Origin of the sequence: Alteromonas sp. CNT1-28 (assembly GCF_022348345.1) — a bacterium.
Taxonomy (GTDB): Bacteria; Pseudomonadota; Gammaproteobacteria; order Enterobacterales; family Alteromonadaceae; genus Alteromonas; species Alteromonas macleodii.
In genome coordinates this window covers 200,571-227,567 of the sequence record NZ_JAKREZ010000007.1, presented here as the reverse complement: position 1 = coordinate 227,567, position 26,997 = coordinate 200,571, and the positions used below count along the sequence as shown (strand labels likewise).

Sequence of the window (26,997 nt, the reverse complement as noted above, 5' to 3'; positions counted from 1 at the left end):
CAGGGAATGGCATCGGTTTGAAAAAAAGCGCCCGAAGGCGCTGTAAAGTGTATTGCAGGGAGATTTAAAGTATCAAAGCCGCTAGGTTTACGTCGAACCTTAGGCCCAGAACAATCGCATCATCAAGTGCCATGACTCTGTCGCGCTGTGCGAATTGGTCGGGGTTGATAATGTAGTGAACGTTCGGCTGAATTCTTACGTGGTCATTGAGTTGATAACCATAACTTAGCTCTAACATGGTTTGGCTGCTTGCTGGTGTGCCAACCCCGCCGTTTATGCTTCTTAATATACGCTGATCCTCTAGCGCTTCGTCACTGTACTGTTGACGGGTAAATACGAAGCCAATGGTATCGTCAGGGCGTGAGGCCAGTGTGCCTCGCAATACAAAGCCCGCTTTTATATAGTAGTCTTCAATCAGCTCGCCCGATGTACCGGTTAGCACGGCTCCGAATAGTGTTAACCCTTCTTTCGTTAGTGGGTTAGGACGAGTAACAGTTTGTTCAAAACGTGCGAATATACCCGAGCGACCGTTTCTAACAGCGTAATCATTGCCTGACTGCGCCGCATAGTTGCCCTCCTCATCAAAGACAGGGTCGGTGTAGTCTGCGCCATCGTACCAACCGCCAATTTCGTAGCGTCTTGGAAGTTCGTCATTGTCCCACGTAGTTTGATAGCCCAGAGTGAAGGGCACAACAACGCCTGTAGCCTCATTAATCGCCCAATCGAAGCCGTGATCGCCTAAGTCTTGATGACTGGTGTTATCTTCATAGATGCCGGTATGAAAGTATGTTTTTGGCGAAAGCCAGTATTTCGCATGGCCACCCCAACTCGAAACCGGCCACCAAGTAAAGTTACTGGTTCTAAATACAAAGGTTGGGTTCCCACAAGCAGCATTGGTTTGAAAATATTGACAAAGTTCAGAGCCTAAAAAGCTGATATTCGCTACTGTGCGGCCACCTTCCAGTTCTAAATCGCCATCTAAAAACGAGGAAGAAATCGTAAACCGTGCAAGACGGGTATTTTGGCCGCCAAAGATTTCTTGTACGGACGTACTGTTCCCAATGTAGTGCTCGGCTAAGTTTTTGCCGTGTCGGTTTGTCATGGCAATATGAATTTTGGTGTCTTTCCAGCCCGCTAGCGTATTTAAATCTAATTCCCCACCTACAAAGAGCTGACCAGCATAGGCACTGCCTCTGCGTTCACCACCGTCAATATTGGTGGCTGACTCACCCGTATAACTTGCTTGAAAGTCAAACGCGTCTTGAAACTTACTTTGTGATGCTGACGCAGTGGCGGCAACAATGGCGGTGCTTGCGAGGAGCGCTGTTTGCAAGCCTGTCTTACATCCAGAAAAGCGACGGGTAACTGTAGGTGTTTTCATCATTATTCTCTCAATTAAAAATGTTTATCAACCGCAGCTTGTTATAAGCGTGTGACTGATGACATCTATGCATTTGTTGCTAACTCCTTGTTGACGCGAGATAAATCAGAGTTAGCTAACGTTACAACGCGTTAACATATGTTTGTTTTGAACGAAATCTAACTAACCTTTGCTATTAAATCAACCTTGTTTATTTATTTCATTTGCTACATTTGTGTGTTTTTCGTTAATAGTGGGGAGATGCGATGGCAATATTTCAAGGTGAGTAGAAAGCGTTCAGTGAGGCGTACTATCTAGGTTATGTCATTGTATATTAAGAAATTTTCAAAGGCGCTTTTATCCGCTTAATAACAGTCACGCATTTTCTGTTAACGGTCGTCTACATATAAAGTCTAATTTTTAACGCAATTTGAAATAAGTAAATCAAATTGATTTATTGACAGAGGTAAAGAGCAATGCTTAAATTGGTTAACTAATTTTTTACAAGCGAAAGGCCGTTCTTATGAAAAACAACGCCCCTTTGGTTTCCAAAGACACATTGATTCCCTTTGTATTGTTAACGATTTGCTTTGCTGCATGGGGTGTGGCTGCGAACATGACAGACCCTTTGGTAAAGGTATTTAGTAAAATATTTACCATGTCGTCTTTGCAATCGGCATTGGTTCAATTTGCCTATTATGGCGCGTATTTTTGCTTAGCCATTCCTGCTGCTTTTATCAACAAGAGCTTTTCTTATAAAACAGGTGTATTGACCGGACTGGGCTGCGCGGCCACGGGGGCATTTCTGTTTTATCCAGCCAGTCAAACCATGACTTACGGTTTTTTCCTTGCTGCACTTTTTGTATTGGCTGGCGGATTATCCATTCTGGAAACGTCGGCGAACCCTTACGTCATGGCGATGGGAAATCAAAAAAGTGCGACACGCCGTTTAAATCTAGCTCAAGCATTTAATCCCGTTGGTACTAATTTAGGTGTGTTTTTGGCTGCAACGCTTATATTGCCAAACCTGAATCAGGCATCTGCACAAGAGCGTGCCGCCATGTCGGTAAGCGAGCTTAAAAACGTGATAGGGGCTGAGCTTGATGCGGTAATGCTTCCTTATGTAGGTATGGCATGTGTACTCGTTTTGGTTTGGGTTGCAATCTTCCTGATCAAAGCGCCAATTCAAGAATCGGTTGAGTCTAGTGTGGAAGACGTTAAGTTGGGCGCTTCGCTTAAGCGGTTAGTAGCCAACAAGCATTATCGGTTTGGCGTATTGGCTCAGTTTTTTAATGTCGGAGCACAAACGTGCGTGTGGACCTTCACCATCCAATATGCAATGAAAGCGACAGGTGGCAATGAAGTGAGTGGTGGTGAAATTTTACAATACAGCATGATTGTATTTCTAATTTCTCGTTTCGTGATGACGTGGGTTATGCAGTACCTCTATCCAGCTAGACTGCTAATGATCATGTCACTGATTGCCATGGCGCTATGTATCTTCATGACACAGTCTCCTAATTTAGCAGGCGTAATCGCATTGGTATCTATCTCTGCCTGTTTGTCACTAATGTTTCCAACGATTTACGGCATTGCGCTTGAAGGTCTGGGGGAAGACACTAAGCTAGGCGCAGCAGGCCTTGTAATGGCCATTCTTGGTGGAGCTATTATGCCGCTGTTCCAAGCCGCCATTATTGATAGCGCAGGTGTTGTTGTGTCATATATTGTTCCAGCTATTTGCTTCTTGCTAGTAGGTGGCTATGGCTACTTCGACATGCGCGCCAAAAAGAGCAGCGCTAAGCCTCAGTCCGATATAGACGCAGATGCCCTTAAAAAGATGGAAATGGGAATAGCTAAGTAGTATTTCTTCAGAAACGTGTACGGGGCCAGTGATTCTATCACTGGCCTTTTTTGTATATTGAATACGTTATGTATTCCACTTTTTTGAGGAATGCACTCAATTAGTTAACAGCATTTTTTCACCGTATTTTCATCAGTTTAGTGCATGTTGAATATAACTGATTTTTCCCCTTGTATAGCGCAGAACACCTGCTAAAGCATGAACAGCAATCGTATAATTCACCCCTGACAATTTGGGAGTAAAACGTATGCTGGACTATGTGCTCATTGGCATAGCGGTAATGGCATTATTGGGTGTGGTATTTGAAGAAGTGCTACACGTGAATAAAGCCAAAACCACATTATTTTTCGGAACATTCGCATGGATCCTTCTTTTCATAGATGCGAATAGGGGCCCTCATCTAGCAGAGCTCAATGAACACCTCATAGAAAACATAAGTGAAATATCCACCCTCTGGTTATTCCTTGTGGCGGCAATGACCTTCGTTGCTTACCTTAACCGCAAAGGTATGATTGAAAACATGTTAAACATTATCATGCCGCAAAAAATAACCCTCAAAAAACTCATATTCTTTACCGCTATTTTTAGTTTTTGCTTCTCCTCGCTAGCTGACAACATCACAGCGACCTTGGTGTCTATTGCCATGGTTTTATCCTTGGGTTTGCCCTTTAACCAAACCATGCGATTTGCCGTGCTAGTGGTATTTGCGGTGAACTCTGGGGGCGTGTCGCTAATAACCGGGGATGTCACCACTCTTATGATTTTCTTGGATGATAAGGTCACTATAACTCAGCTGCTCTTACTTATTATTCCTTCACTCACAGCAGTACTATTTCTAGCGTTACTGTTGAGTATAGGTATGAAGGGGGAGGTTAAAATAAAAAAAACACGCCATGAACTTAGGCCGGTTGATTACGTAATTGCGGGAATATTCCTGTCCACTATTGTACTGACGTTAATTGCCAATGTGCTTTTTGCTATTCCACCTATGCTTTCGTTTTTAGCGGGTATGGCGGTTATGTTTTTAGTGGCAACCTTTATGGGAGAAGAAAAATATGATGATCCTATCTTGGACTATATTCGCCTAATAGAATTCGACACGCTTCTGTTTTTCCTTGGGGTGTTGCTGCTTGTCGGAATGCTCGATCACATTGACGCATTGGGCGCACTTTTACATGTATATAGCGTAATGCCTTCAACAGGAGCCAACTTTGTGATGGGGGTGTTGTCTGCCATGATAGATAATGTGCCATTAACTGCTGCGTTGTTAAAAGCGGACATTGCCATGTCGACAGCTGAGTGGATGGCGTTCACGTATGCAGTAGGCGTTGGGGGCTCGTTACTTATTATTGGCTCATCAGCAGGTATTGTTACCATGAGTAAGGTTAAGGGCCTGACGTTCGCCAAATACGGCAAGTTCGTGTTGCTTCTTCTTGCAGCGTATAGCGTGGGTTACGCGCTGGTGTTGGTAATGGCGAATTTGTTTGTTACGGCAAGTTAATTGGTGACGTTGCTTTTATAAACAGAACCAATAAAGCGTTTGAGGGCGATAGCCTGTCGCCCTTACGCTTTTTTATATAACGCTCCGAGTACCGTTGCTTTCGAAGCCCCTGTGACTGCAGGCACATTGCCTGGAATATCATTCATATACGCATGTGCAAACCACGCAAATGCTGCGCCTTCAACGTGCTGTGGATGGATGCCCAGAGCATGGCTGTCTGTTACTACATAATCGCTTAAAGCATTGCTCAAGTTATGCATTAATGCTTTATTGAAAGCGCCACCGCCACACACTATAACTTCGCTTTTTGCGCCTTCTCTATTTGTTTTAGGAAAATGCTTCACAATTTCCTGAGCGATAGTGCTACCTGTTAGCGAAAGTAGGGTAGCTTGCACGTCTTTAGGGGCTAAATTATTGTTCTTTTCTTCGCTTTGCAGCTCTGCACTAGAAGGGAAGTAATCGGCAAGCGCATTACTTAACCAATTGATATTGAAATACTCTCTACCAGTACTTTTAGGCGCAGGCAAAGCGAAATAATCATCCAATAAGAGCCTGTTTAACAGGCCTGAGTGACAATGCCCTGACGCAGCCCATGCTCCATCTTCATCAAAGCTTTTATTTAAATGAAGGCTTATCCACTGATCCATCAAGGTGTTACCGGGGCCGGTATCAAACCCTTTAGGTGGCGAAGCATCTTGTTTTGGCGCAAGCAGTGAAACGTTTGCTATACCGCCAATGTTAACGAGTGCCCGGTGTTTATCATCACTGGCAAATACTGCATTGTGAAAAGCGGGCACTAAGGGAGCACCCTGACCTCCAAGGGCTATATCTTTGCGCCTAAAGTCGGCAATAACATCAATGCCGGTAAGAACAGCGATGGTATTAGGATCGCCTATCTGACAGGTGAAGCCGCGTATGGATGATTCTGCAAAGTGTGCTGACAATACATCGGAATTCGGATGATGACGTATGGTTTGGCCGTGCGAGCCAATAGCCGTAATATCCGAAGGATGTAGGTTGTTTTTCTCAAGCAGCGCTAAGGTGACCTTTGCAAAGGTTTCAGCAACCAGTCTATCAGCGATGGCCAAACTATTAAGTTCATCAGGACCTTCACTACAAAGTGCATTGAGTGCAGTAAGTAATTCGGCAGAATAAGGAATTGAATGGGCGGCGAGGGTGGTGCAAGACGTTTGCGAGATGTCGCACAGGACGGCGTCGACGCCGTCCATGCTAGTACCTGACATCAGGCCAATATATTTTGCCATTTAGTCGTCGCTATTTCATTGCAAGCATAATGCGCTTGTTATTATCTAGCTGCTCTTGGCGTATTGCGGCAATTTCCATAAACCTTTCTTTCTCTTCCTTAGCAATAGGAAGCGCCTTCGGTAGTTCTACCGTTCGTGGGTTTCGGTGAACACCATCCACTAAAAACTCATAGTGAAGATGGGCGCCAGTAACCATACCTGAACTACCTAAATAGCCCACGGTTTGGCCTTGCTTAACCGTATCTCCTACCTTCACTGCACGCTTTTTAAAGTGAAGATATTTGGTCGTGTATTTCTCGCCATGCTGAATGAATACATGGTGACCGTTATATTTATCGTATCCGGCTTTAATTACCTTACCGTCACCCGCAGCCATAATTGGCGTACCAACCGCAGCAACGTAATCTGTACCGCGGTGCGCTTTCCAACGCTTTTGCACGGGGTGGAAGCGAGCTTTTGTGAAGTTAGAGCTTACATATCTAAAATTCACCGGCGCACGCAGGAAGCTCTTACGCATACTGCGCCCTTCAGGCGTGTAGTATGTGCCATCTTCGTGAAGAATAGCGCTAAAATGCTCGCCTTGGTTGGTAAACTCCGCTGCAACGATGTCGCCGTAACCGACAAATTCACCGTCGATGTATTGCTCTTCGAATACTACGTTGAACGTATCGCCAGAACGGATCTCAATGGCGAAGTCGATATCCCAGCCGAAAATACCCGCCAAATTCATAATTTGGTTGCTGGTTAAGCCTGCATCACTGGCGGCGTTCCAAAAGCTTGAGTGAATTTCACCTTGGGCGAAGTTGTAGCGAATGTCTACATCTCGCTTTTCAAGCTCAGCGGTTAAGGCGCTGTTCTCATCCGACGATTCTGGACGTACAAACAGGGTTTCAGTCGAAGACAATTTATACTTTAGCTCGCCGAAGCTGCCGTCTTTATTCGCTTTAAACGATAGTTCATCGCCGGGCAATAAAGTAACCAGCGTTTTTGTTAGCTCTCCTGCCTGCGTTACGTTATATACGTCACGCGAAGTGAAGCCAGCACGCTTAAAAAGCTTTGCTAATGTATCGCCACTGCGCACCTTGTACGTCTGCCATGAAGATTCTTCTTCACCAGAAAATACTTTGGTTGACGGCGCAATATGAAGCTCCACCGGATAGCGGACACCCGCATCCAGAATGTGTGCTTCTTGATGGCGACTGGCTTCTACTGGTTCACTTGGAAAAAGAATAAGCCCACCCAGAAATAAGCTAGCTACTGCTAACCCAGTTCTGTGCTGTTTCGGTAATTTTTTAAATAAATTGAGCGCTTTAGAAGCGTCTAATTTCTTTCTCATACTACTGCCCACCTGAGAAATGTTATGTGCACAACACTATTTCACATACGTTGCTTAAAAATGCAACTTTTCTCATTATATTGTTAGCGCAAATTGTTACACCCAATAGCTCTTATCATGAAGACTATTTCTTGAGTTTACTGAATACAGTCCACGTTAATTCAGCACTCTATTTCCACGTTAAAAGCTGTTGGGTTTAACAACATGACTGTTTGTAATCCGTTTTTTGACGCGCAAACCTTTTAATGGTTCCGTTGTACGCGTAAAATGCCCGCCAATATTGAATATACAGTTTTTTTAAGAGTGTGACGTACAAATGAAAGATTGGCAAACAGCGCTAGCTGAGATTAAACGGGGCGTTGATGAAATACTCCCCGAAGAGGATTTAATTGAAAAACTAAAATCCGGCAAAACCCTAACCATCAAAGCGGGTTTTGATCCAACTGCGCCTGATCTGCATCTTGGTCACACTGTGTTGATCAACAAGTTGCGTACATTCCAGCAACTAGGCCACAAAGTTGTTTTTCTTATTGGCGATTTTACTGGCCTAATTGGCGATCCTACAGGTAAAAATGTAACACGCAAGCCTTTAAGTAAAGAACAGGTATTAGAGAACGCGAAAACGTATCAAGAACAGGTGTTCAAGATCCTTGATGAAGATAAAACGGAAATACGTTTTAACTCAGAGTGGATGGACGACCTTGGTGCGGCGGGCATGATCAAACTTGCTGCAAGTCAGACGGTTGCTCGTATGCTAGAGCGCGATGACTTTAAAAAGCGTTATAACAACGGTCAGCCAATTGCTATTCACGAGTTTCTGTATCCGTTAGTGCAAGGTTGGGATTCTGTTGCGCTAGAGTCAGACGTTGAATTAGGTGGTACTGATCAGCGCTTTAACTTGCTAATGGGTCGTGAGCTTCAAAAAGAGCAAGGCCAAAAGCAGCAATCTATTGTAATGGTTCCGCTTCTAGAAGGTCTAGACGGCGTTCAGAAGATGTCTAAGTCTTTGAACAACTACATTGGTATTACAGATGCGCCAAACGATATGTTTGGTAAAGTGATGTCTATTTCTGATGATTTGATGTGGCGTTACTATGACCTTCTAAGCTTCCGACCGCTAGAAGAGATTGCTGAGCTTAAAACTCGCGTTGCTAACGGTGAAAACCCACGTGATATTAAAATCATGCTGGCGAAAGAAATTATTGCACGCTTTCATGACGACGCAGCGGCAGAAGGCGCGCATCAGGACTTTATTCAACGTTTCCAGAAAAACGCTATTCCTGACGACATGCCCGAGCTTGAAATTGCATTGAGCGATGAAGGTATTGCCATTGGTAATTTGTTGAAAGAAGCTAACCTTGTAGGTTCGACTTCAGATGCTATGCGCATGATTAAGCAAGGCGCAGTTAAAATTAACGGCGATAAAGTGGAAGACACCCGCTTAGTAATCACCGAAAAAGGTGAAAATGTGTATCAGGTGGGTAAACGCAAGTTTGCGCGTATTACGCTAGCCTAATGTTTTTCTGATAGTTTTTGAAAGCCCGCTTAGTTAAGCGGGCTTTTTTTTTCCTGAAATATAAGTACTAGTGGATAGTAGGGCGATTATTTTTTTAGAAGGCCCTAACTACTCATACAAAGTTAAGCATCAAGCCAAATTTGAAAGTGGGGGATATTGGCTTTAACGTTTATAAGTAATTGTCGTTAAAAGTTTTTTATTTTTCTTACTTTTTTTTGAAAAAGTTTGTCAGGATTTTGCAATCGCTATCGTCTATAGGGGAAAAATCAATCAATGAACCCAACCGTACGATAAGCAGTTAACGCGTAGCAGGCTGGGATGAAACAACAGTGAAACTCAATACTAACGCTTACGCAATGCAAAGGATAAAAACATGACAACGGTAACTTCAACTCGTGCAACATACCATCAGGCTAACAAGAGCCTTCCTGCGAAGGAAGCGTTCATATGGCTGAAAGAGGGGGGGCAGCTTTTTATAAAAGCACCTTTCAAATTATTGGGGCTTTCTTTTGTTACTTTATTTGCCGCGGGGCTCATTCAAGCGCTAGCAGGGCCAATTGGCTTAGGCATATCGAAATGGGTAGGTCCGCTTCTGGCTACCGTAATGTGGTTGGCCATTGCCAACTTAGCAGAGAACAACAAGCTGAGATTGTCGGGCGGTACCCTGCGCTCATGGACAAATGTCGCTTTGTGGAGTTTGACCGGGCCAGTGATCGCATGGATCCAATTTCAAATTGGCGCTATGTTAATGGGCGCAGATGCAGTGGCGGCGTTAGCAAATGGTGTTGTAGTAGATGTACCCGCTTGGAAGGTCGGGCTAATGATGGGCTCGGCAACACCAATAAATTTACTGCTTTTATTTGTACCTATGTTGCTTATTTTAAAACATCGCTCAATCCCAGCATCTTTTAAAAATAGTATTGCTGTAGTAGTGGGCGCTTATAAGCCGATGTTGATAATAGGTGCCATGATTTTCTTAACAGTTGCACTTGCGCCCTATACTTTCGCATTGTCGGGATTAGTGTTTGGCCCTATTGTTTCATGTATGTGCTTTATTGCTTACCAGCGCTTATTTCGCTAATCAGCTAGGAAGCGTAATTCAACTGCTCACTTAAAGCGTGGAATTAAAAAATAATAAAAATGGAAATGCAGTGAAAGAAACCATTCAAATAGAAAAACTGCTTAGTGAATACGCGCCGCTCATGGCGCGTATTGCGGCAACATTTGAGGCTAATAAATCACTTCAAGATGAGCTGATACAAGAAATGTCACTGGCGGTTTGGCGCGCTTTTGAAGGAGCTTCAAAAGACAGTGGTAGTGGCTTTCGCGGTGAGGCAAGTGTGAAAACGTTTGTTGCTAAAGTCGCACATAACAAGGCGGTTGATCACGTGATTAAAGAGCAGCGGCGTCAAGAGTTTACCCGTGACGGCGAGTTTGATTCTTCTCATACAACCAGCGCCAGCTCATCTCGGGATGTCACGTTACAAGAGAATGCGATTGATCTCATGACAGGCTTACGTCAGCTAGAAATAAAGTACAGACAGGTACTGGCATTGCTTTTAGAAGGTTTCAGTCAGCTGGAAATAGCTAATATGTTAGGTATCAAAGAGACTGCCGTCGCTAAGCGAGTAAGCCGCGCCCGCCAACAGCTAACGCAGATAATGGAGCAACAGCCTTGAGCGATAACAAAAAATCCTTGAGCGATAATAAAAAAGCCTTGAGCGAAGAAAAATTAAGTATGGCCGAGAACAGCACGCAAATGAACGAAATAGATAAGCAACTCGCTCAGTGGCAAAGTGCCTACAAGGATGCAACCCCTTCAGTAGATACAGATGCACTGATAAAAGAAACCAAGAGCGCAAGATTTAAACTTAAACTAAAAGGTGCCGTTGATTTGGTGCTCGGGCTAGCGGTTTCTGTGTGGTGTTTAACTTTGGTGTTGTTCGAGCCACTTAGCACGTATCAATTTTTGCTTTTCATGGTACTTACACCTATTCCCGCCGCTTTCGGGGCATGGGGATATTGGGTAAGGCAAAAGCAGTGGAAGGTCCAGGCGTTAGACGTTCAGTCAATGTTGGCGTTTAAACAAAATCAATTAAAACAACAATTACATTACTGGAAAATTAGCCTCTATGGATGCTTGGCTTTGTGGTGTGGACTGCTGGCACTCGCCGTTTTTAATGTACTGATGTTTAACGCCTTCACGCTGTGGGGAACACAGCTTTTGATAAACAGTGTGGTCGTTTTTATCGTATACCGCCGGTACAAAAAGTTAGCCGCCGACTTGCCGTCGGCGTTAGCGAAAATAGACGATATGAAATAGCTGAAACTAATAGTCTTATAATTCCAGCATTGGTACGAAGCCCCCATAAATAAGGCGCTTACCGTCGAAAGGCATGGGGTTTTCGTTTTCCTGCATTCTTGGATCTTCCATCACCTTTTTCCAAGCAGTATCACGTACTTCTTTTGAAGGCCAAAATGCAATGGAAAACACCACGGTTTCATTTTCTTTGGCTTTAACAGCCATCGGGAAAGACGTGACTTCCCCTTCAGGGACATCGTCACCCCAAGCTTCAAGTATTTTAGTCGCACCATACTCTTTAAAAATATCGCCGGCGAGTTTGGCGTGCTCAATGTATAACGCTTTATTTTCAGTGGGAACGGCTACAGCAAAGGCATCGATATATGACATGAGGTGACTCCGTCAAAGAATAGATACCTAAAATAGCCTAATTTATAGACAGCATGCAATGCTTAACTTTAAGGTGAATCGTAATTTATAACCATTACTAGCGTTCTGCTATTTTCGCCCATTGGTACAAGCCATGCAGTGCTAGCCTTCTTGCTTTTGCAAAGGGGTAGGTTTTCAAAGGAGAACGATAAAGGGGAAGCGATAAATCGACGTCATTGCTACCCATCATACGTTGAGCAAGTCGTTGCCCTGCAAACGCGGCAAAAGAAACGCCCGAACCGCAATACCCCATGGCGTAACCGATATTACCGCTAGAGCGGTTTAAATTGTTGCCGCTAACCTCATTGTCGATAAATATCCGCGGCATGCTGTCTAACGATACACTTACCCAACCACTCCAAAAATAATCCATGGCTATACCGCTAAGTGAAGGGAAACTTTTTACCATAGCGCGGTATAGTCGCTGTTTCTCTGACGCGTTATCTGCATCTTTACCTTTTACGGCACCACGACCGCCGAATAATAATCTGCCATCTGGCAAAACACGGTAGTAGTATTTCATCATCCGTGTATCCATAAAGCTCATTGGGGTGGTTAGGCCAGACTTTGCGCGCTGTTCGCTACTCAATGGCGCAGTGACAAAAATGCTCGACTGAACAGGAAATTGCTTATTGTCTACGCTGTCATGAAAGCGCTTAGGGGTATAAGCATTAGTAGCAATGAGCACGTGTTTGGCCGAAACTGACCCGCTGGGTGTTGCGACAACATATCCGGTCTTGTGCTTTTCAATGCGAATGGCTGGCGAGTCGTAAAAAAGCGTTGCTCCAAGCTCCTTTGCTACTCTTGCATATTCGCTTACTAATTTTAGTGGGTGTAAGCATGCACCCTTTAGCTCAACGCCACCATACGCCCCTTCAATACCAAAGCGCGCAGTAAGGTCTTTATCACTAAGTGGAGAGCTCGGTACGTTGAAGTGTGACTCAAGATGCTTAGCACTGGCACGGAGTAGTTCGGCTTGCTTTGGGTTATGCGCCAGTTTTAAATAGGGTCCTCCTACCAAATCGACCTGCATATCAAAGTCTGCAATACGTTGTTTAAGCAGGTGTACCGCGCCATCAAACTCTTCCTGCATAGCTTTGGCGATGTCGCGACCCCACTTGTCCTCTATGGCGCTTAAGCTCAATCGGCCGCTACCCGAGAGGATAAAGCCCCCGTTGCGGCCCGCACAGCCAAATCCCAGCGAATTCGCATCAAGTAGCGAGACTTCTTGTTTCGCTTGAGCAAGAGTGATGGCAGCTGAAAGACCGGTATAACCACCACCGATAACGAGGTATTCGGTGCTCACCTTTTTGTTTAAAGGCGGTATTGTCGGTGGTTTATGTGTGGCATGCCAGTAGCTGTTTGCTGCGGGTAACATTGATGAAACGCCGCGTGAAATAAGAGGATCGTAGGTCATAGAATAAAAACGTTTTTACCTTTGGCGTACTTATGGGGCTTGAAATTGAAGTAGCATTTCCGCACCTTCACACTCGCAATAACCCTCGCATACAGGACAATCGTAGCCTTCATGAATAGATGCGTAGCGCCACTTATTAGGATGCTTCTTTACAAGCTGCCCCCCATTTTTGGTGAAGTACTTAAATGCGCTGTTGCCAGGGCTTGCCAACCAAATATGTGCTAAACCCGCTTCTGCGCCTTGAGTTTGCGCACATTCAATCGATTTACTTAATAGTCTGCTGCCAATTCCACAGCCCTGCATTGCGGGGTCTACCGTGTTGCATTTGAAATAACATACGGTATTTGGATCTACTGGCCAAAGGGAAGGGCTGCACCACTCATCTGCTTCCCATTGCGTATGCGCAAAGGTGAGCCTGAAACCAACAACTTTTTGTTTGTATAGGGCTACCCAGCTAGCATTAGTATTGCCAACAAAGCTCTTTGCATAGTAATCAGCAAGCAGCTTGTTGGTTAGGTAGTTATCTCCGTGCACGTGATTGCCAAGAGCAATCACCCCTGCAAAAAACTCAGGCGCTAGAGACTCGTAGCTGATATCACTTTGAATTATGTGGCTCAAATGATTTGTGGGCTTCATACTTTTTCTTTACGCGGGGCGTTTTTCATCCCGTCAAGGTGCACATCCAAGGCTTCAACTGATATCAATATTTCTCTTACCGACATCCATAGTGAATACAGAAGTGATACTAAACTTGCAGCAAACACCCAGTTTCCTACCTGTTGATAGGTGAGGTATATCGCTAGCATGGATACTACACAAAGAAAAAAACTACCCACACCTGCTATTTGCATTCGCTTAATAAGTTGAATACGTAATCGAAGGTTTTTTATTTGAGCTTGAGTATTCTCATCTCTCTCTTCTTTTGAAAAGTTTCGGATAATAGTTGCAAGCGTTAAAAAGCGATTGGTATAGGCTAGAAGCAATAAAGAAATCGCCGGAAATAACATGGCCGGAGTAGCAATATCTATTTTCATGGGTGTTTCATACAATCGTCGAGTAAAAAGAGTGTATCACAGGGGCTCAGTTACACACAGTAATCAGCCAAGAGGTTGAACTTACAACATCTTTAGTGCCAAAGACTAATACGAAGGAGAAGGCGGAATATTGAGTCTACATTCGGTCAACTGTCATGCCAGCGGCACTCCAGCCTAACATATCGCCTTCTAAATGCATGACTTCAGAAAAATCGAGTTCTTCCAATACTTTCATTGCCAGTTTGGCTCTTCTGCCTGAACGACAATAAATGATAATAGGCTTGTTTTTGTGGCCTTCTAATTCGCTAAGGTAGTCATTGATATTTTCATGGGGCATATTTACTGCGCCAGGAATGTGACCATCGGCGAATTCTTGCGGAGAGCGAACATCAATAAGGAGCCAGTCGTTGTTCGCAACTCGCTCGATAAGATATGGTGATGCGGCAACAGAGGCTTGCGCGGTCGCTTTCGCTGTGCACTGAAGCGACACAAACAATGCAACACTGATAACAACTAGAAAACCCGCAACAACAATCCGCATGAATAAAAACTCTTACCTTTTTATAGAAGATTAGAACCTGCTCTTATTCTGTTACACAAAGGCGCTTAAATTGGGCCAAGTCGGTGTGTATCAATTGAAAACAGCCCAGCAGGTCTAGACTTAAGTATAACGCTTATGCGCTTTCTTTAATACCTTTACAGAGTACTTTTAGTTCATTTATTAATCGCAATGAAAACCGACTGGTGACGTCTGGATCCACAACAATTAAGGGGGCTTTGAGGAAAGAGCGATGATCATGCCAGAATACCTCAAGTTCTGAATGCGTACTTTTAGATGCCGCAATGAGTGCATGAGGTTGGCGAGTAAGTACATCTTTTAATGCGACTTGAGGATAGTCTACAGGACTGTCTGCAAATAATGTTTGAGCACCACACACATTCAGCAGTTGGTTACCCCACGCGTTGGGACCGATGGTCATAAGTGGAGCAGTCCACGAATAATAAAATACTGGTATAAGCGAGGATTTGTCGTATTTACTTCGAAGTTCGGCCAGTTCGTTGAGAAAATCATTGGAGAGCTGGGTTGCCTGCTTTTGCGTATTTGTAAGTGCCCCAAGCCTTTTAATTTCGCTGGCTATATCAGTGATATTTTCGACCTTACTGCTAAATACGTTTAGACCCATCGAGGAAAGTTTATGGATATCTTGCGGCTTATTGCCTCCATCCCATGCAAGAATTAAATCAGGTTCTAACGCCACAATGGTAGCGATATCGGCACCTTGAAAATCCGCCACCCGCTTAATATTTTTCGCGGCGTCAGGATAGTCGCTATAGTCGCTTACACCTACAAGGTTAGGGCCTAAGCCCAAACTAAATGCCCATTCGGTAAGGTGGGGCGCAAGGCTGACTATCTTTAGCTCGACGGAATTTGATAAGGCGCTTGATTCCGAGCTTGGTGCAACATCGCCAGAAGCAAATTGATCTGAATGAGCTAGGTGCTTTGTCTCGGTATCTGATTCTGAGTTAGCAAATGTGAGAAGAGGTAAATAGCTTAAAATTACAAAAAAAATGATTTTCATCATAACTGCTGTTTTCATTGGGCTACGGCCATTGCCAGCATAGCTAACGATGCGAAGGCGCTAACTGCAATCATGGCATGAGTAACCGTATTTTTGGCTGTCAACATGTGAGAGTACTTTACCTCGTTAGCGCCTCCCACGCGGGTGCATCGAATCTTCTTGTTGGCATAAATTGCTGGGCCGCCGAGTTTAATATCAAGCACACCGCCCATAAGCGCAAGCAGTAGCGACGTTTTATCTTTCACTGGGGAGCGCTTTATGGCGCGAAACCCTTTAATAGGATGGCTGACCAGAAGTGTTGCTAGACCACCAATGACCGCGGGCGGCATATTAAGTAAGTAAACAAGATTGCGTACGGGTTTGGCAAAGAAAGTCATTGCAGGGGTTCGGTAATGCCACTGCCAAGATGTGAGCAAAAGCAATCGATAAATGAGTGCGCCTATGGGGCCTGCCACTACAAAGTAGAAAATAACGCCGCAATAAAGATAAAGAAACTTCAGCCATAGCGATTCTATCGCGGCTTTGGCAATTCCTATATCGGAAAGTGAAGCGCATTGACGTGCAGTAATGGTTTGCGCCATTTCACGTGCGAGGGATTTTTTATTTCTTCCCACACTCGCCAGCACTTTTTTGTACTGTTGACGCTGGTAACCGTAGTCGAGCAGTGCGACAAGAATAATCGCCTCAAAGAATACGGGGTATTGGGCCATGTACACCAAGATGGCAACACATACTACCAATGGCGCAAGAAGAACTAGGGCGGCTAATGAGCCTGAAATATAGTGCTGAGACCTACCGTATTCGCGAGAGGGCACCACTTTGCGCCCCATTTGCTGAACGAGGTAGCGCATAAGCGTTAATGGATGAGTACTTTGGGGCCAGCGCCATAACACGTCAACAGCGATAGCCAGCCAAAGTACGAATAGCGACTGGTATTGCGGGTCGCTAATTACCTCTGTCATCTTATTTTGCGAGGGCCTTAATCATTGCCATAACAAGTTGCGCTGAGTGCTTAGCGGCAGTATCTAAATACTCTTTAAAGCTAACTGACGACGTTTTTCCTGCAATATCTGACAATGAACGAATGACAAGGAAAGGCGTGTCGAGCATATGGCAAGTTTGACCTATAGCTGCACCTTCCATCTCAACCGCTTTCATGTCTGGGAAGTTTTCACGCAGTTCTGCTACAGCTTCGTCGCTACCGATAAACGCATCGCCCGTACAGATTAAACCTGTTGTCGATTGAAGTGAGGTAATGCCTGTGGCAGCACTACGAGCGGCTTCCATTAACCTTGTATCGCAACGGAAATCTTCAGGCATACCTGCGCATTGACCGAGCTTGTAGCCAAAATGGGTTAAATCGGCATCATGGTGAATAACGTGACTGGCGATCACTAAATCACCGATGTTTAGATTCTTGTCGAAACCTCCGGCAGAACCGGTATTGACAACAGCATCAGGGGCGTACTGTTCGATAAGTACAGTAGTAGCAATTGCTGCAGCCACTTTACCAATACCGCATTTTACTAGCACCACTTCTATGTCGTTAAGTGTACCTTCGTAAAACGTCAGGTGCTTCCACTGGGTTTCTTTTACATTCCAAAGTGACGCTTTAAGTAGCGCAACTTCTTCGTCCATTGCACCTAAAATACCAATTTTTTTCATAACTTTACCGACGGTGTTGAGGGAATTTAACGCGTGAATACGCTGCTGAAAGCGTTAATTGTATAAGGAAAACGGGCAAACTGACAGAAAAATGCCTCTGTTACCGCTATTTGAGAGTAAGAAAATAGCAAAGCAACAAAGGCCAGGGGAAGTGGGGTTATGTCTTAAGCTGCAGCTGGTCTGCTTGAACGCACTGGGCGAGTCGGGCGCTTTGGTGGCTCTGGATTATGCGTTGGCAGCTGTGCCATTTTTTGCTGTAAACGGCGATATGGAATGAGTTTGTTTTCCAAACACTCGCGAATATCGTCAACGGTATAACCAGATTTCACTTTAATTCTTGCATGAGGAAGGCCGGCAGCATCAAGTGCTCCGGTTACAAACCAGTCTTTTTGTGATTTATAACCATCTTTGCCTTGGCTATGAACTAAGTCGATAGCAAGAACAGGACTCATGTCGTGTTTATCTACTAATACAAAGTCGAGCTGTCTGCTAGAAGCTCTGCTGATGGCTTGGCTTGCCGTCTTTTTATTTGCAGACTGGCGAACCGCCACTAAATCGTTAAGACGCACACGGCACACTATGCGAAACTCTCTTCCCATAGCCTGTTCGATAAGGTTTAAAAAAGAGTGTTCAACGGGGGTGAACAATTGCGGCTTTCGCCTAAATGGAAATGCGACACCGCCGTCTGACAACTTTATGGCACCCAGTGCAACGACAATAAGTAACATCATTAGAATAATTGCCAATTCCATCGTAACCCTCGCAAATTTCAATAGTTAAAGCCCACGGAATGCATAATAAAGAAGCCCGCTAAAGTGTTTATATCGAAAAAAGCTTGGGCTCCGTTTGCAGTTTAAGCGTCATAAAAATGACACTCACTGTTACCGTGGAGTAGTTATTGATGATTTTGCAAAGCAGATGCCAACATGAGTAGATTTCGTAGTTGTCTTGCTAAAAGGGCTTATTTTGTTGTGGATGTAACAAGAATATCCACTTGAGAGCCAGTATTATCTGGGCTGATTATTACTCTGACCCCTTTATCTTCTGAGGATAACAACGTGCGGCCGCTAACTGGCGTGTGAGTTTTTAAAGCGGGGTGCGCCGTTTGGTAAACATTCAGTAATTCACTCGGGGAGCGAGGAGAGTGGTAAACCATTACTGCTGTCTTGCTTTCGTCAAATGCTTGGCATTGTCTTGCATCATCAGAAATCTTAACTTGCTGAAAATCAGAAGGGCAAGACATGATGCTTGGCTTACTAGGTGAAGAGTTGACGCTTTGTTTCTTAGTTTGGTTGTTAACTTGCGCATTTAATGAAGCGTCAACAGCAATGGTATCAGCTAAGCTGGCATTGCTCGCTGCTATCGCCAGTGTTAGACAAAATGTAAGTTTCTTAATGTTTAAATGCTGCATAGATAGATTCTTCACCCGATGTGCGATGTCTTTAATTGCTTAAACGATAGTAGAGTCGTAACTCTCGCGCTTCAACTAAACCTTGGTCTATTAACGTATATTAGTGAGGTTTTCCGTATAGGTTTTGGTTTAAAGCATCACTTCATCACTACAACTCTATTACTGGGCATAAGGCGTGGTCAGTAACTGATACAGCGCATTTGTTCCACTGTAAAAGTTGCCTATACGTAAGTTTTCATTAGGGGCGTGTTGATTGTTATCAGCATTGACTAATGGAATAAGAATTACCGGCTTCTCTATACTGTTTACTAGCGGTGCGGTTGGAACAGTACCCCCCATCATTGGAATAACTACAACCTTCTCATCGCTTACAGATTCTAGTGCCTTTTGCGCCCATAGACCAACTGGCTCATCGAGGGACGTTTGTAGTGCTGCAGTGCCGGGGCTAACTTCTATAAGAATGAGTTTTTCATGCTTTAGACGGGTTTCTTTTGATGGCAATTCGTCCACAATGTGATATCCCTTAGCTGTTATATAGTCTTTTAACAGCTTAACTTGTCTGGACGAGTGAGCCTCTTTTGTAGTTCTAATATCGATGGACGCTGTAGCGCTAGCCGGAATGATTGTCCTTACTGCTGTTGTGCTTGCAGCGCTCAATCCATTGATATTTAGAGACGGAAGACTAATGGATTCATAGTAGTTGCCACCTACAGACTCTGACTTTGCTACCCCAAGGCGTGCCAATAGTGCAGTTTCATCAATAGGAATGTCTCGAAGCACCTGTTTTGTTTCTTCTGACAGAGGAGCGTCTCCGTAATAATTAGGAATAGTCACCTTGCCATTTTCATTTTTCATCCCTGCTAAGAGTGTTGAGAGCATAAAAGCGGGGTTTTGAATGTAGTTGCCAAAGTGCCCACTATGGCTATCAGAGTTTGGTCCGAAGACAGTGAGCTTAACCAGTGTCGCACCGCGATGACCGAAAACCACGGTAGAAGCGTTGGATGGATGCATGGGACCGTCTAACATTACTACGGCATCTGCAGAAAGCTGCGCTTTGTTTTTTTCTATCACTTTTGCGAGGGTAGGAGAGCCACCTTCCTCGTTTGAATCAAGGAGCACTTTGATATTAACTGATGGCGTCACCTTATTCGTCGAAAGTGAGTTTATGGCTGCTAGTAACATCATAATTGGGGCTTTGTCGTCAGATGCCGAGCGCGCAAAAATACGCCAATTAGGGTCATAGTCTTTATCGAGTAAAGAGAGTGGTTTTTCAACCCAGCTGTCATTTTCTTCGATTTTTAGAACGGGCTGCCAAGGGCTGTCTTGTTCCCACAACTCAGCGTTAACCGGTTGACCATCCATATGTGCATAAAAAAGCAGGGTAGGGGCATTTTTCCCAGCTAGCATGTAATCAGCATACAGCATCGGCATGCCGTTGTTTTCCAGCAGCTGAGTATTAAAACCATACTCGCTGTATTTCGTTGCCGTCCAACGCGCAACCTTTTCTATATCAGTTGCTGATTGCGTTGCAACGTTGGGTAGCGTGAGATATTCCAAGTAGTCTGCGAACACAGCTTTAGCCGAGTGAGTGGTAAGTGCGTTACTTTCCTCTGCCTGGGCGCAATATGAAACGGAAACTAAAAATAACCCGTAAAGTAGCCCTGTCCGCAATCTCATGATGTCATCTCTTTATTCAATTATTCTATCTAATGTAAATCGTATCTCTTTAGTTTTAAATAAAAAAAGCTCGATAGCAGAACTATCGAGCTTTTCGTAAATGGACAATAGGCCTTAGTTAGCGAAGGTTAAACGCCAATATAGTCCATAATCCCTTCTGCGGCTTTACGGCCTTCGTCGATAGCAGTAACAACCAAGTCACTACCACGTACCATATCGCCACCGGCAAAGACTTGCGGGTGAGAGGTCTGGTAAGCAAATTTGCCAGCAGATGGCGCGCGTACGCGACCTTTTTCATCAAGCATAATGCCGAAGTCAGCAAACCATGGCGCAGGGCTGGGCTGGAAGCCGAAGGCGATAATTACCGCGTCAGCTTCTAGTACGTGCTCTGAACCCTCTACTTCAACAGGGCGGCGGCGTCCATTGGCGTCAGGCGGCCCCATTTCAGTTTTAACCAGCTTAACGCCACACGCTTTACCATTTTCGTCTACTGCGATGTCTAGCGGCTGAAGATTAAATTTAAACTCAACCCCTTCTTCTTTTGCGTTAACAACTTCGCGGCGAGAGCCCGGCATGCTTTCTTCGTCACGGCGGTATGCACAGGTAACTTGGGCAGCGCCTTGGCGGATTGACGTGCGAACACAGTCCATCGTGGTATCACCACCACCTAGTACTACTACGCGCTTGCCTTTCATATCAATGTAATCAGCAGGATCTTTTTCAAGGCCCATTACGCGATTGGTGTTGGCGATAAGGAAAGGTAGCGCTTCGTGAACGCCTTCAACTTCTTCGTTATCGAAGCCACCTTGCATAGACTTGTACGTACCCATGCCTAAGAAAACAGCATCGTATTTATCAAGCAAATCCTGGAACTGTATGTCTTTACCAATTTCAGTGTTAAGTACGAACTCAACACCCATCTCGGTAAAAATTTGGCGGCGTAGCTTGATTACGTCTTTCTCTAATTTAAAAGACGGGATACCAAATGTAAGTAGGCCACCAATTTCTTCGTATTTGTCGTAAACAACAGGTTTAACGCCGTTACGAACCAGAATATCAGCACATGCAAGACCAGCAGGGCCTGCACCTACAATCGCCACTTTCTTATCGGTCCATACCACGTCAGACATATCTGGGCGCCAGCCCATTTTGAATGCCGTATCGGTAATGTATTTTTCAATACTACCAATGGTCACTGCACCAAAGTCATCATTCAACGTGCATGCACCTTCGCACAGTCTGTCCTGTGGACATACGCGGCCGCATACTTCAGGCAAGCTGTTGGTTTTATGAGAAAGTTCCGCAGCTTCTAAAATGCGGCCTTCGTTCGCCAAGCTTAACCACTGAGGAATGTAGTTGTGCACTGGGCACTTCCATTCACAGTATGGGTTACCGCAGTCCAAGCAGCGATCTGCTTGGCCTTCGGTTTGAGATTGGCTCAGCGGTTGATAAATTTCCGCGAACTCTTGTTTACGTACCATGATCGGCTTTTTCGGCGGATCGATACGTTCAACATCGACAAATTGATATACGTTCTTTGCCATAAACTAAATCCTCCTACTGAGCCTGAATACGTAATTCAGCACTTGAACGACTGATGTGACCAAGCAAGTTTTTCACATCACTGGTTTTTGGCTTAATAAGCTTGAAGCGTTTCAGCGTTGCGGCGAAGTCAGTAAGCAACGACAACGAGTGCTCGCTTCCTGTTTCTTCGTAATGCTGATTAATTAAGCCACGTAAGTGCTCAGCAAGAATCGCTTTATCTTCAATTGGCATTACATCGACCAGTTCCGCATTTACACGGTTATCAAGGTCGTCGCCATCATCCATAAGATAAGCAAAACCACCAGTCATACCTGCACCGAAGTTAACACCAACCGGACCAAGTACAGCCACGATACCGCCTGTCATATATTCACAGCCGTTATCGCCAATGCCTTCAACTACCGCAATAGCACCAGAGTTACGTACGCCAAAGCGCTCGCCAGCACGGCCAGCAGCAAACAGCTTACCGCCTGTTGCACCGTAAAGGCAGGTGTTACCCATAATGGCGCTGTCGTGGGCGTCGTAAGAGATATTGCGTGGTGGGTGAATAACAAGCTTACCGCCGGTCATCCCTTTACCTACATAATCGTTGGCATCACCTTCAAGGTGCATATGCAGGCCGCCAGCGTTCCACACACCGAAGCTCTGACCCGCTGTACCGGTAAGTTCAACTTTGATAGGTGTATCTTCAAAGTCGTGGTTACCGTGGTGTTTAGCGATTTCACCTGATAGCAATGCGCCGACAGAGCGATCCGTATTGCGGATTGGGTATTTAAGGGTAATAGATTTACCGTCAACAACCGCTTGCTGGCCGTCTTTAAGCATCTGCGCGTTCAATTCACCTTTATCGATAGGTGCGTTGGTCGTTTGTGAGCAGAATAAGCGCGTATGGTCGCCTGCTTTAGGCTGCGCTAGCAACGGAGACAAATCTAAACGGTTTTGCTTAGCGGTAATGCCATCTAAAACTTTAAGTAGCTCTGTGCGACCAACAAGGTCGTCGAACTTAGCAATACCCATAGACGCCATGATTTCACGCACTTCTTGAGCAATAAACTTGAAGTAGTTCATTACCATATCAGGTAAGCCAATGAAGTGGTCGTCACGCAGTTTTTGATCCTGCGTCGCAACACCGGTCGCACAGTTGTTCAAGTGGCAAATACGTAGATATTTACAGCCTAAAGCCACCATTGGACCTGTACCAAAACCAAAGCTCTCAGCGCCTAAAATACCGGCTTTTACTACGTCTAAGCCTGTTTTCAACCCGCCGTCGGTTTGAACGCGTACTTTATGACGTAAGCCGTTTTCAATAAGTGCTTGCTGAGTTTCAGATAAGCCAAGCTCGAACGGACTACCCGCATATTTAACTGATGTTAGCGGGCTTGCACCTGTACCGCCGTCGTAACCTGAAACGGTGATAAGGTCGGCATAGGCTTTCGCTACACCAGTTGCAATGGTGCCAACACCCGGCTCAGATACTAGCTTAACGGATATAAGTGCCGTTGGATTAACCTGTTTCAAATCGAAAATTAGCTGTGCCAAATCTTCAATTGAGTAAATATCGTGGTGTGGTGGTGGTGAAATAAGGGTTACACCCGGCACAGAGAAACGTAGCTGTGCGATGTATTTATTTACCTTATCGCCAGGAAGCTGACCGCCTTCACCCGGTTTTGCACCCTGCGCCACTTTAATTTGAATAACGTTTGCGTTAACCAAATAGTGAGGCGTTACACCAAAGCGACCTGAAGCCACCTGCTTAATTTTAGAGTTCTTTTCAGTTCCAAAGCGAGAAGGGTGTTCGCCACCTTCCCCAGAGTTAGACTGACCGCCCAGGCGGTTCATGGCAATCGCTAGCGCTTCATGCGCTTCAGGGCTTAGTGCACCAATTGACATTGCCGCAGTATCAAAGCGTGGGAATAAGTTTTCCGGTGCTTCTACTTCACTAATATCAATAGGGTCGCAATCAGGGTTTATAGCTAGCAAGTCGCGAATGTGCGCAGGCGCACGTTCGTTAACAAGCTTTGCATATTGCTGGTAGTCGTCGTAGTTACCAGACACCACAGCCTTTTGAAGCGTACTGACTACGTCTGGGTTATAGGCGTGATATTCGCCACCGTGCACGTATTTAAGCAAGCCGCCGTGATCGACAGATTTACGCTTAAGCCAAGCAATACGGTTTAGGTTGATAAGATCTTGCTGGAAATCATCGAAGCCCGCACCTTGAATGCGTGAGGTCACACCTTTAAAGCATAACTTCATCACTTCGTTGTTAATACCCACTGCTTCAAACAGTTTAGAGCTACGGTAGCTAGCAACAGTGCTAATACCCATTTTCGACATGATCTTGTACAAGCCTTTGTTGATACCCTTACGGTAGTTCAACGTGGCCTGCATAGGAGAAATATCTAGCTCGCCTTTTTCACAAAGCTGCTCAATAGTTTCATATGCTAGGAATGGGTAAACCGCAGTGGCACCTAAGCCAATCAACACCGCGAAATGGTGTGGATCGCGGGCACTTGCTGTCTCAACAACAACGTTAGCATCGCAGCGTAATGACTTTTCAACTAAGCGACGCTGTACCGCACCAACTGCCATTGCTGCAGGGATAACCAAGCGATTTTGTTTAATGTTTCTGTCAGACAGAATAACGAACGCAGCACGCTTGTTTTTAACCAGCATCTCGACTTCGTTACACACGCGCTCGATGGCTTTCTTCAAACCTTCTTGCGGCGCATACTGAAGCTCCACGACTTCTGAGTAGTAGTTGTCTGGGTTAAATTCGCGCAGTTGCTTAAGGTCGGTATACATTAGCACTGGCGAGTCAAACAATACGCGGTCAGCGTAACCTGAGGTTTCGCTAAATACGTTTTGCTCGCGGCCAATACAGGTTGCCAACGACATAACGTGGTTTTCACGTAGCGGGTCGATAGGCGGGTTAGTAACCTGTGCGAATTGCTGACGGAAATAGTCGTAAACCGTACGTTGACGCGAGGACATAACCGCCATTGGCGTGTCATCACCCATTGAACCAACGGCTTCTTGACCGTCTTTCGCGAGTACTTTTACAACTTGTTGAATTTCTTCATAGCTGTAGGCGTGTAGCTTGTGGTACACCGCCATGGCATCGTCGTCAAACACGCGTTTACCAATTAATGACGCATCAAGCTTTTCAATTGGTGTAAGTCGACGAATATGCTTATCTAGCCACTCTTTATAAGGGTGACGTGCTTTTAAGTCTTCATCAATTTCAGTAGAGCGCCAGATTTTGCCTGTGTATGTGTCTACAGCAAGCATTTCACCTGGGCCTACACGCCCTTTTTCAATTACGTCAGCTTGCTCGTAATCCCAGATACCTACTTCTGAGGCTAGGGTAATGAAACCGTTCTTAGTAATAACGTAACGAGCAGGACGTAGACCATTTCTATCAAGGTTACAGGCAACGTGGCGACCGTTAGTTAAAACGATACCCGCTGGGCCGTCCCATGGTTCCATGTGCATAGAGTTAAACTCGTAAAATGCACGAAGATCATCGTCCATGGTCTTGTTGTTTTGATAGGCGGGTGGAACAAGTAACCGCATAGCACGGAATAAATCCATACCGCCGGCTAAGAATAGCTCCAGCATGTTATCCAGCGAGGATGAGTCTGATCCTTCAGTATTAACGAAAGGGGCTGCATCTTTAAGATCTGGAATAAGTGGCGTTGCGAATTTAGCAGCACGTGCCATGGCCCAGTCGCGGTTTCCTTTAATGGTGTTAATCTCACCGTTGTGCGCAAGGAAGCGGAAAGGCTGAGCAAGCGGCCAGCGTGGTAGTGTATTTGTTGAAAAGCGTTGGTGGAAAACGCAAATTGCGCTTTGCATACGCTCATCGGCAAGATCGTGATAAAAGGCAGGTAAGTCTTTTGGCATTACCAAGCCTTTGTAGATCGTTACCAAGCCTGACAAACAAGCTACGTAAAAATCGGGATCTTTCTCAAGACGTTTCTCAGCGCGGCGGCGGATCATATACAAACGACGCTCAAGGTCGCGTTTTCTCCAACCTGCTGGCGCGTTCACAAATACCTGTTCAATTTGTGGAACACCCGTTAGCGCTAATTCACCCAGTACTGAGTGGTCGACAGGCACTTCGCGCCAACCCACTACTGAAAGTGTTTCTTTTTCTAGTTCTTCATTAAGTACTTCACGCGCGGCTTGCGCAAGTACCGGGTCCTGACTTAAGAAAATCATGCCCACGCCGTATTTTTTGCTGAGTTTCCAGCCATTTTCTTCGGCGATTGCATGGAAGAACGCATCCGGTTTCTGTAGTAATAAACCACAGCCGTCACCGGTTTTCCCGTCGGCGGCGATACCGCCACGATGCTGCATACGGTCAAGACCGTGTATTGCAGTAGTTACCAATTCATGACTGGCTTCCCCATGAGTGTGAGCGATTAAGCCAAACCCACAGTTGTCCCGGGAATCATTGGGATTATATAAACTCATCTCTTAACTCCTTCAACCTTTTGACTGGGCAAGGTATGCGTTGCGTGTAGATGCGCCTAGGTTTGCGTATCACAACATTATTAGACGTCTTTTATGCCTGCGAGCGGTATTGCTCGCGGCGTGCGCCTTTCTTGTCGTTATTTTATTATTAGAGGATTCCAGTCGTTTCCGCATTTTTATGCATTATTGCGATGCGGGCCGTACAAAATACCCACATTAAAAACTAAAATCAAACGCTAAAAGTATAAGCTTTATAGTGAATTAGTATAAATATAATTAAGTCGATATTAATCAGTTGTTTACGTGTAATCATTTATGTTTGTAACAAAAATGTTATCAGTATTGCAAAGTTAATAACTCATCCCTTATAAATGATATTACTTCTCATTTGTGTTTTATTAATGAATAAATATGCTTTGAAATTGATGTTTTATGTTGTCAATAGCGGTTTGCGGTGTATTTTTATTAATTTGTAAAGCTATGGTTCCACTAATATAAGTAGTTTGCTATATTGGTTGAAAATTAACCACAGGTAAGGCTCGTGGTGCGCTGAAGGATGTTGATAGAGAGCCCTGTGTGTGAATTGAGTGTACGCTTATGTGGAAGGCGAAGAATAAAA

At 44.9% G+C, this 26,997-nt stretch carries 22 protein-coding genes; 6 read left to right on the top strand and 16 right to left on the bottom strand.

Annotated features, from left to right (window positions below; translation table 11 throughout):
- Positions 1–64: 64 nt before the first annotated feature.
- Positions 65–1,384 (bottom strand): carbohydrate porin, encoded by a 1,320-nt coding sequence (locus MHN02_RS07295; protein ID WP_239245299.1) that lies wholly within the window; start codon positions 1,382–1,384, stop codon positions 65–67.
- 499 nt (positions 1,385–1,883) lie between these two features.
- On the opposite strand from MHN02_RS07295, the gene fucP reads away from it, so the two are divergent.
- Both fucP and MHN02_RS07285 read left to right on the top strand, forming a co-directional pair.
- Positions 1,884–3,221 carry an L-fucose:H+ symporter permease gene (fucP, locus tag MHN02_RS07290; protein ID WP_239245297.1) on the top strand — a complete coding sequence of 446 codons (1,338 nt, stop codon included), beginning with the start codon at positions 1,884–1,886 and terminating at the stop codon, positions 3,219–3,221.
- A gap of 247 nt (positions 3,222–3,468) precedes the next feature.
- The gene (locus tag MHN02_RS07285) at positions 3,469–4,722 is read left to right on the top strand and encodes an SLC13 family permease (protein ID WP_239245295.1); all 1,254 of its coding nucleotides are present in this window, start codon (positions 3,469–3,471) and stop codon (positions 4,720–4,722) included.
- A gap of 62 nt (positions 4,723–4,784) precedes the next feature.
- Here the strand turns inward: MHN02_RS07285 and MHN02_RS07280 are convergent, their stop codons facing one another.
- Together MHN02_RS07280 and MHN02_RS07275 are read right to left on the bottom strand one after the other, a co-directional pair.
- The gene (locus tag MHN02_RS07280) at positions 4,785–5,987 is read right to left on the bottom strand and encodes an anhydro-N-acetylmuramic acid kinase (protein ID WP_239245293.1); all 1,203 of its coding nucleotides are present in this window, start codon (positions 5,985–5,987) and stop codon (positions 4,785–4,787) included.
- Between the two features lie 10 nt (positions 5,988–5,997).
- Positions 5,998–7,323, bottom strand: a complete 1,326-nt coding sequence (locus MHN02_RS07275) for a peptidoglycan DD-metalloendopeptidase family protein (RefSeq protein ID WP_239245291.1) — start codon at positions 7,321–7,323, stop codon at positions 5,998–6,000.
- A gap of 316 nt (positions 7,324–7,639) precedes the next feature.
- Here MHN02_RS07275 and tyrS point away from each other — a divergent pair, with 316 nt between their 5' ends.
- The 4 genes from tyrS (at position 7,640) to MHN02_RS07255 (ending at position 11,162) form a co-directional block, all read left to right on the top strand.
- Entirely contained in the window at positions 7,640–8,839 is a 1,200-nt protein-coding gene (gene tyrS, locus MHN02_RS07270; protein WP_069944833.1) for a tyrosine--tRNA ligase, read from the top strand.
- A gap of 373 nt (positions 8,840–9,212) precedes the next feature.
- On the top strand, positions 9,213–9,920 hold the full coding sequence (locus MHN02_RS07265) for a hypothetical protein (protein WP_239245289.1): 708 nt from the start codon (positions 9,213–9,215) through the stop codon (positions 9,918–9,920).
- A 70-nt stretch (positions 9,921–9,990) separates the two neighbouring features.
- Positions 9,991–10,518 carry an RNA polymerase sigma factor gene (locus MHN02_RS07260; RefSeq protein ID WP_039235599.1) on the top strand — a complete coding sequence of 176 codons (528 nt, stop codon included), beginning with the start codon at positions 9,991–9,993 and terminating at the stop codon, positions 10,516–10,518.
- Positions 10,515–11,162 carry a hypothetical protein gene (locus MHN02_RS07255; protein WP_230598853.1) on the top strand — a complete coding sequence of 216 codons (648 nt, stop codon included), beginning with the start codon at positions 10,515–10,517 and terminating at the stop codon, positions 11,160–11,162. The genes MHN02_RS07260 and MHN02_RS07255 overlap by 4 nt, the downstream gene beginning before the upstream one ends.
- Positions 11,163–11,177: 15 nt before the next feature.
- On the opposite strand, the gene MHN02_RS07250 is transcribed toward MHN02_RS07255, so the two are convergent.
- The 13 genes from MHN02_RS07250 to gltB all read right to left on the bottom strand — a co-directional run bounded on the left by MHN02_RS07250 (position 11,178) and on the right by gltB (position 26,378).
- Positions 11,178–11,531, bottom strand: a complete 354-nt coding sequence (locus MHN02_RS07250; protein WP_014950555.1) for a DUF1428 domain-containing protein — start codon at positions 11,529–11,531, stop codon at positions 11,178–11,180.
- Between the two features lie 97 nt (positions 11,532–11,628).
- Positions 11,629–12,987, bottom strand: coding sequence for an FAD-binding oxidoreductase (locus MHN02_RS07245; protein ID WP_239245287.1), 1,359 nt, complete (start codon positions 12,985–12,987; stop codon positions 11,629–11,631).
- Positions 12,988–13,017: 30 nt separating this feature from the next.
- On the bottom strand, positions 13,018–13,623 hold the full coding sequence (locus MHN02_RS07240) for a GNAT family N-acetyltransferase (RefSeq protein ID WP_239245284.1): 606 nt from the start codon (positions 13,621–13,623) through the stop codon (positions 13,018–13,020).
- Positions 13,620–14,021, bottom strand: coding sequence for a DUF2721 domain-containing protein (locus MHN02_RS07235; protein WP_014950552.1), 402 nt, complete (start codon positions 14,019–14,021; stop codon positions 13,620–13,622). Before MHN02_RS07235 ends, MHN02_RS07240 begins: the two co-directional genes overlap by 4 nt.
- 136 nt (positions 14,022–14,157) lie before the next feature.
- Positions 14,158–14,562, bottom strand: coding sequence for a rhodanese-like domain-containing protein (locus MHN02_RS07230; RefSeq protein ID WP_014950551.1), 405 nt, complete (start codon positions 14,560–14,562; stop codon positions 14,158–14,160).
- A gap of 133 nt (positions 14,563–14,695) precedes the next feature.
- Positions 14,696–15,601, bottom strand: a complete 906-nt coding sequence (locus MHN02_RS07225; protein ID WP_336246513.1) for a cobalamin-binding protein — start codon at positions 15,599–15,601, stop codon at positions 14,696–14,698.
- Positions 15,602–15,615: 14 nt separating this feature from the next.
- Positions 15,616–16,563, bottom strand: coding sequence for a cobalamin biosynthesis protein (locus MHN02_RS07220; RefSeq protein WP_239245280.1), 948 nt, complete (start codon positions 16,561–16,563; stop codon positions 15,616–15,618).
- Position 16,564: 1 nt separating this feature from the next.
- A complete protein-coding gene (locus tag MHN02_RS07215) occupies positions 16,565–17,266 on the bottom strand; it encodes a 5'-methylthioadenosine/adenosylhomocysteine nucleosidase (protein WP_014950548.1) in 702 nt (233 codons plus the stop codon).
- Positions 17,267–17,430: 164 nt separating this feature from the next.
- Positions 17,431–18,018 carry a DUF2726 domain-containing protein gene (locus tag MHN02_RS07210; RefSeq protein WP_014950547.1) on the bottom strand — a complete coding sequence of 196 codons (588 nt, stop codon included), beginning with the start codon at positions 18,016–18,018 and terminating at the stop codon, positions 17,431–17,433.
- A 209-nt stretch (positions 18,019–18,227) separates the two neighbouring features.
- Positions 18,228–18,677: a hypothetical protein gene (locus tag MHN02_RS07205; RefSeq protein ID WP_014980147.1), complete on the bottom strand. Its 450-nt coding sequence runs from the start codon at positions 18,675–18,677 to the stop codon at positions 18,228–18,230.
- Positions 18,678–18,836: 159 nt separating this feature from the next.
- A complete protein-coding gene (locus tag MHN02_RS07200) occupies positions 18,837–20,354 on the bottom strand; it encodes a M20/M25/M40 family metallo-hydrolase (RefSeq protein ID WP_239245278.1) in 1,518 nt (505 codons plus the stop codon).
- Between the two features lie 128 nt (positions 20,355–20,482).
- A complete protein-coding gene (locus tag MHN02_RS07195) occupies positions 20,483–21,898 on the bottom strand; it encodes an FAD-dependent oxidoreductase (RefSeq protein WP_014950544.1) in 1,416 nt (471 codons plus the stop codon).
- 13 nt (positions 21,899–21,911) lie between these two features.
- Positions 21,912–26,378, bottom strand: a complete 4,467-nt coding sequence (gene gltB, locus MHN02_RS07190) for a glutamate synthase large subunit (protein ID WP_014950543.1) — start codon at positions 26,376–26,378, stop codon at positions 21,912–21,914.
- Positions 26,379–26,997 lie beyond the last annotated feature (619 nt).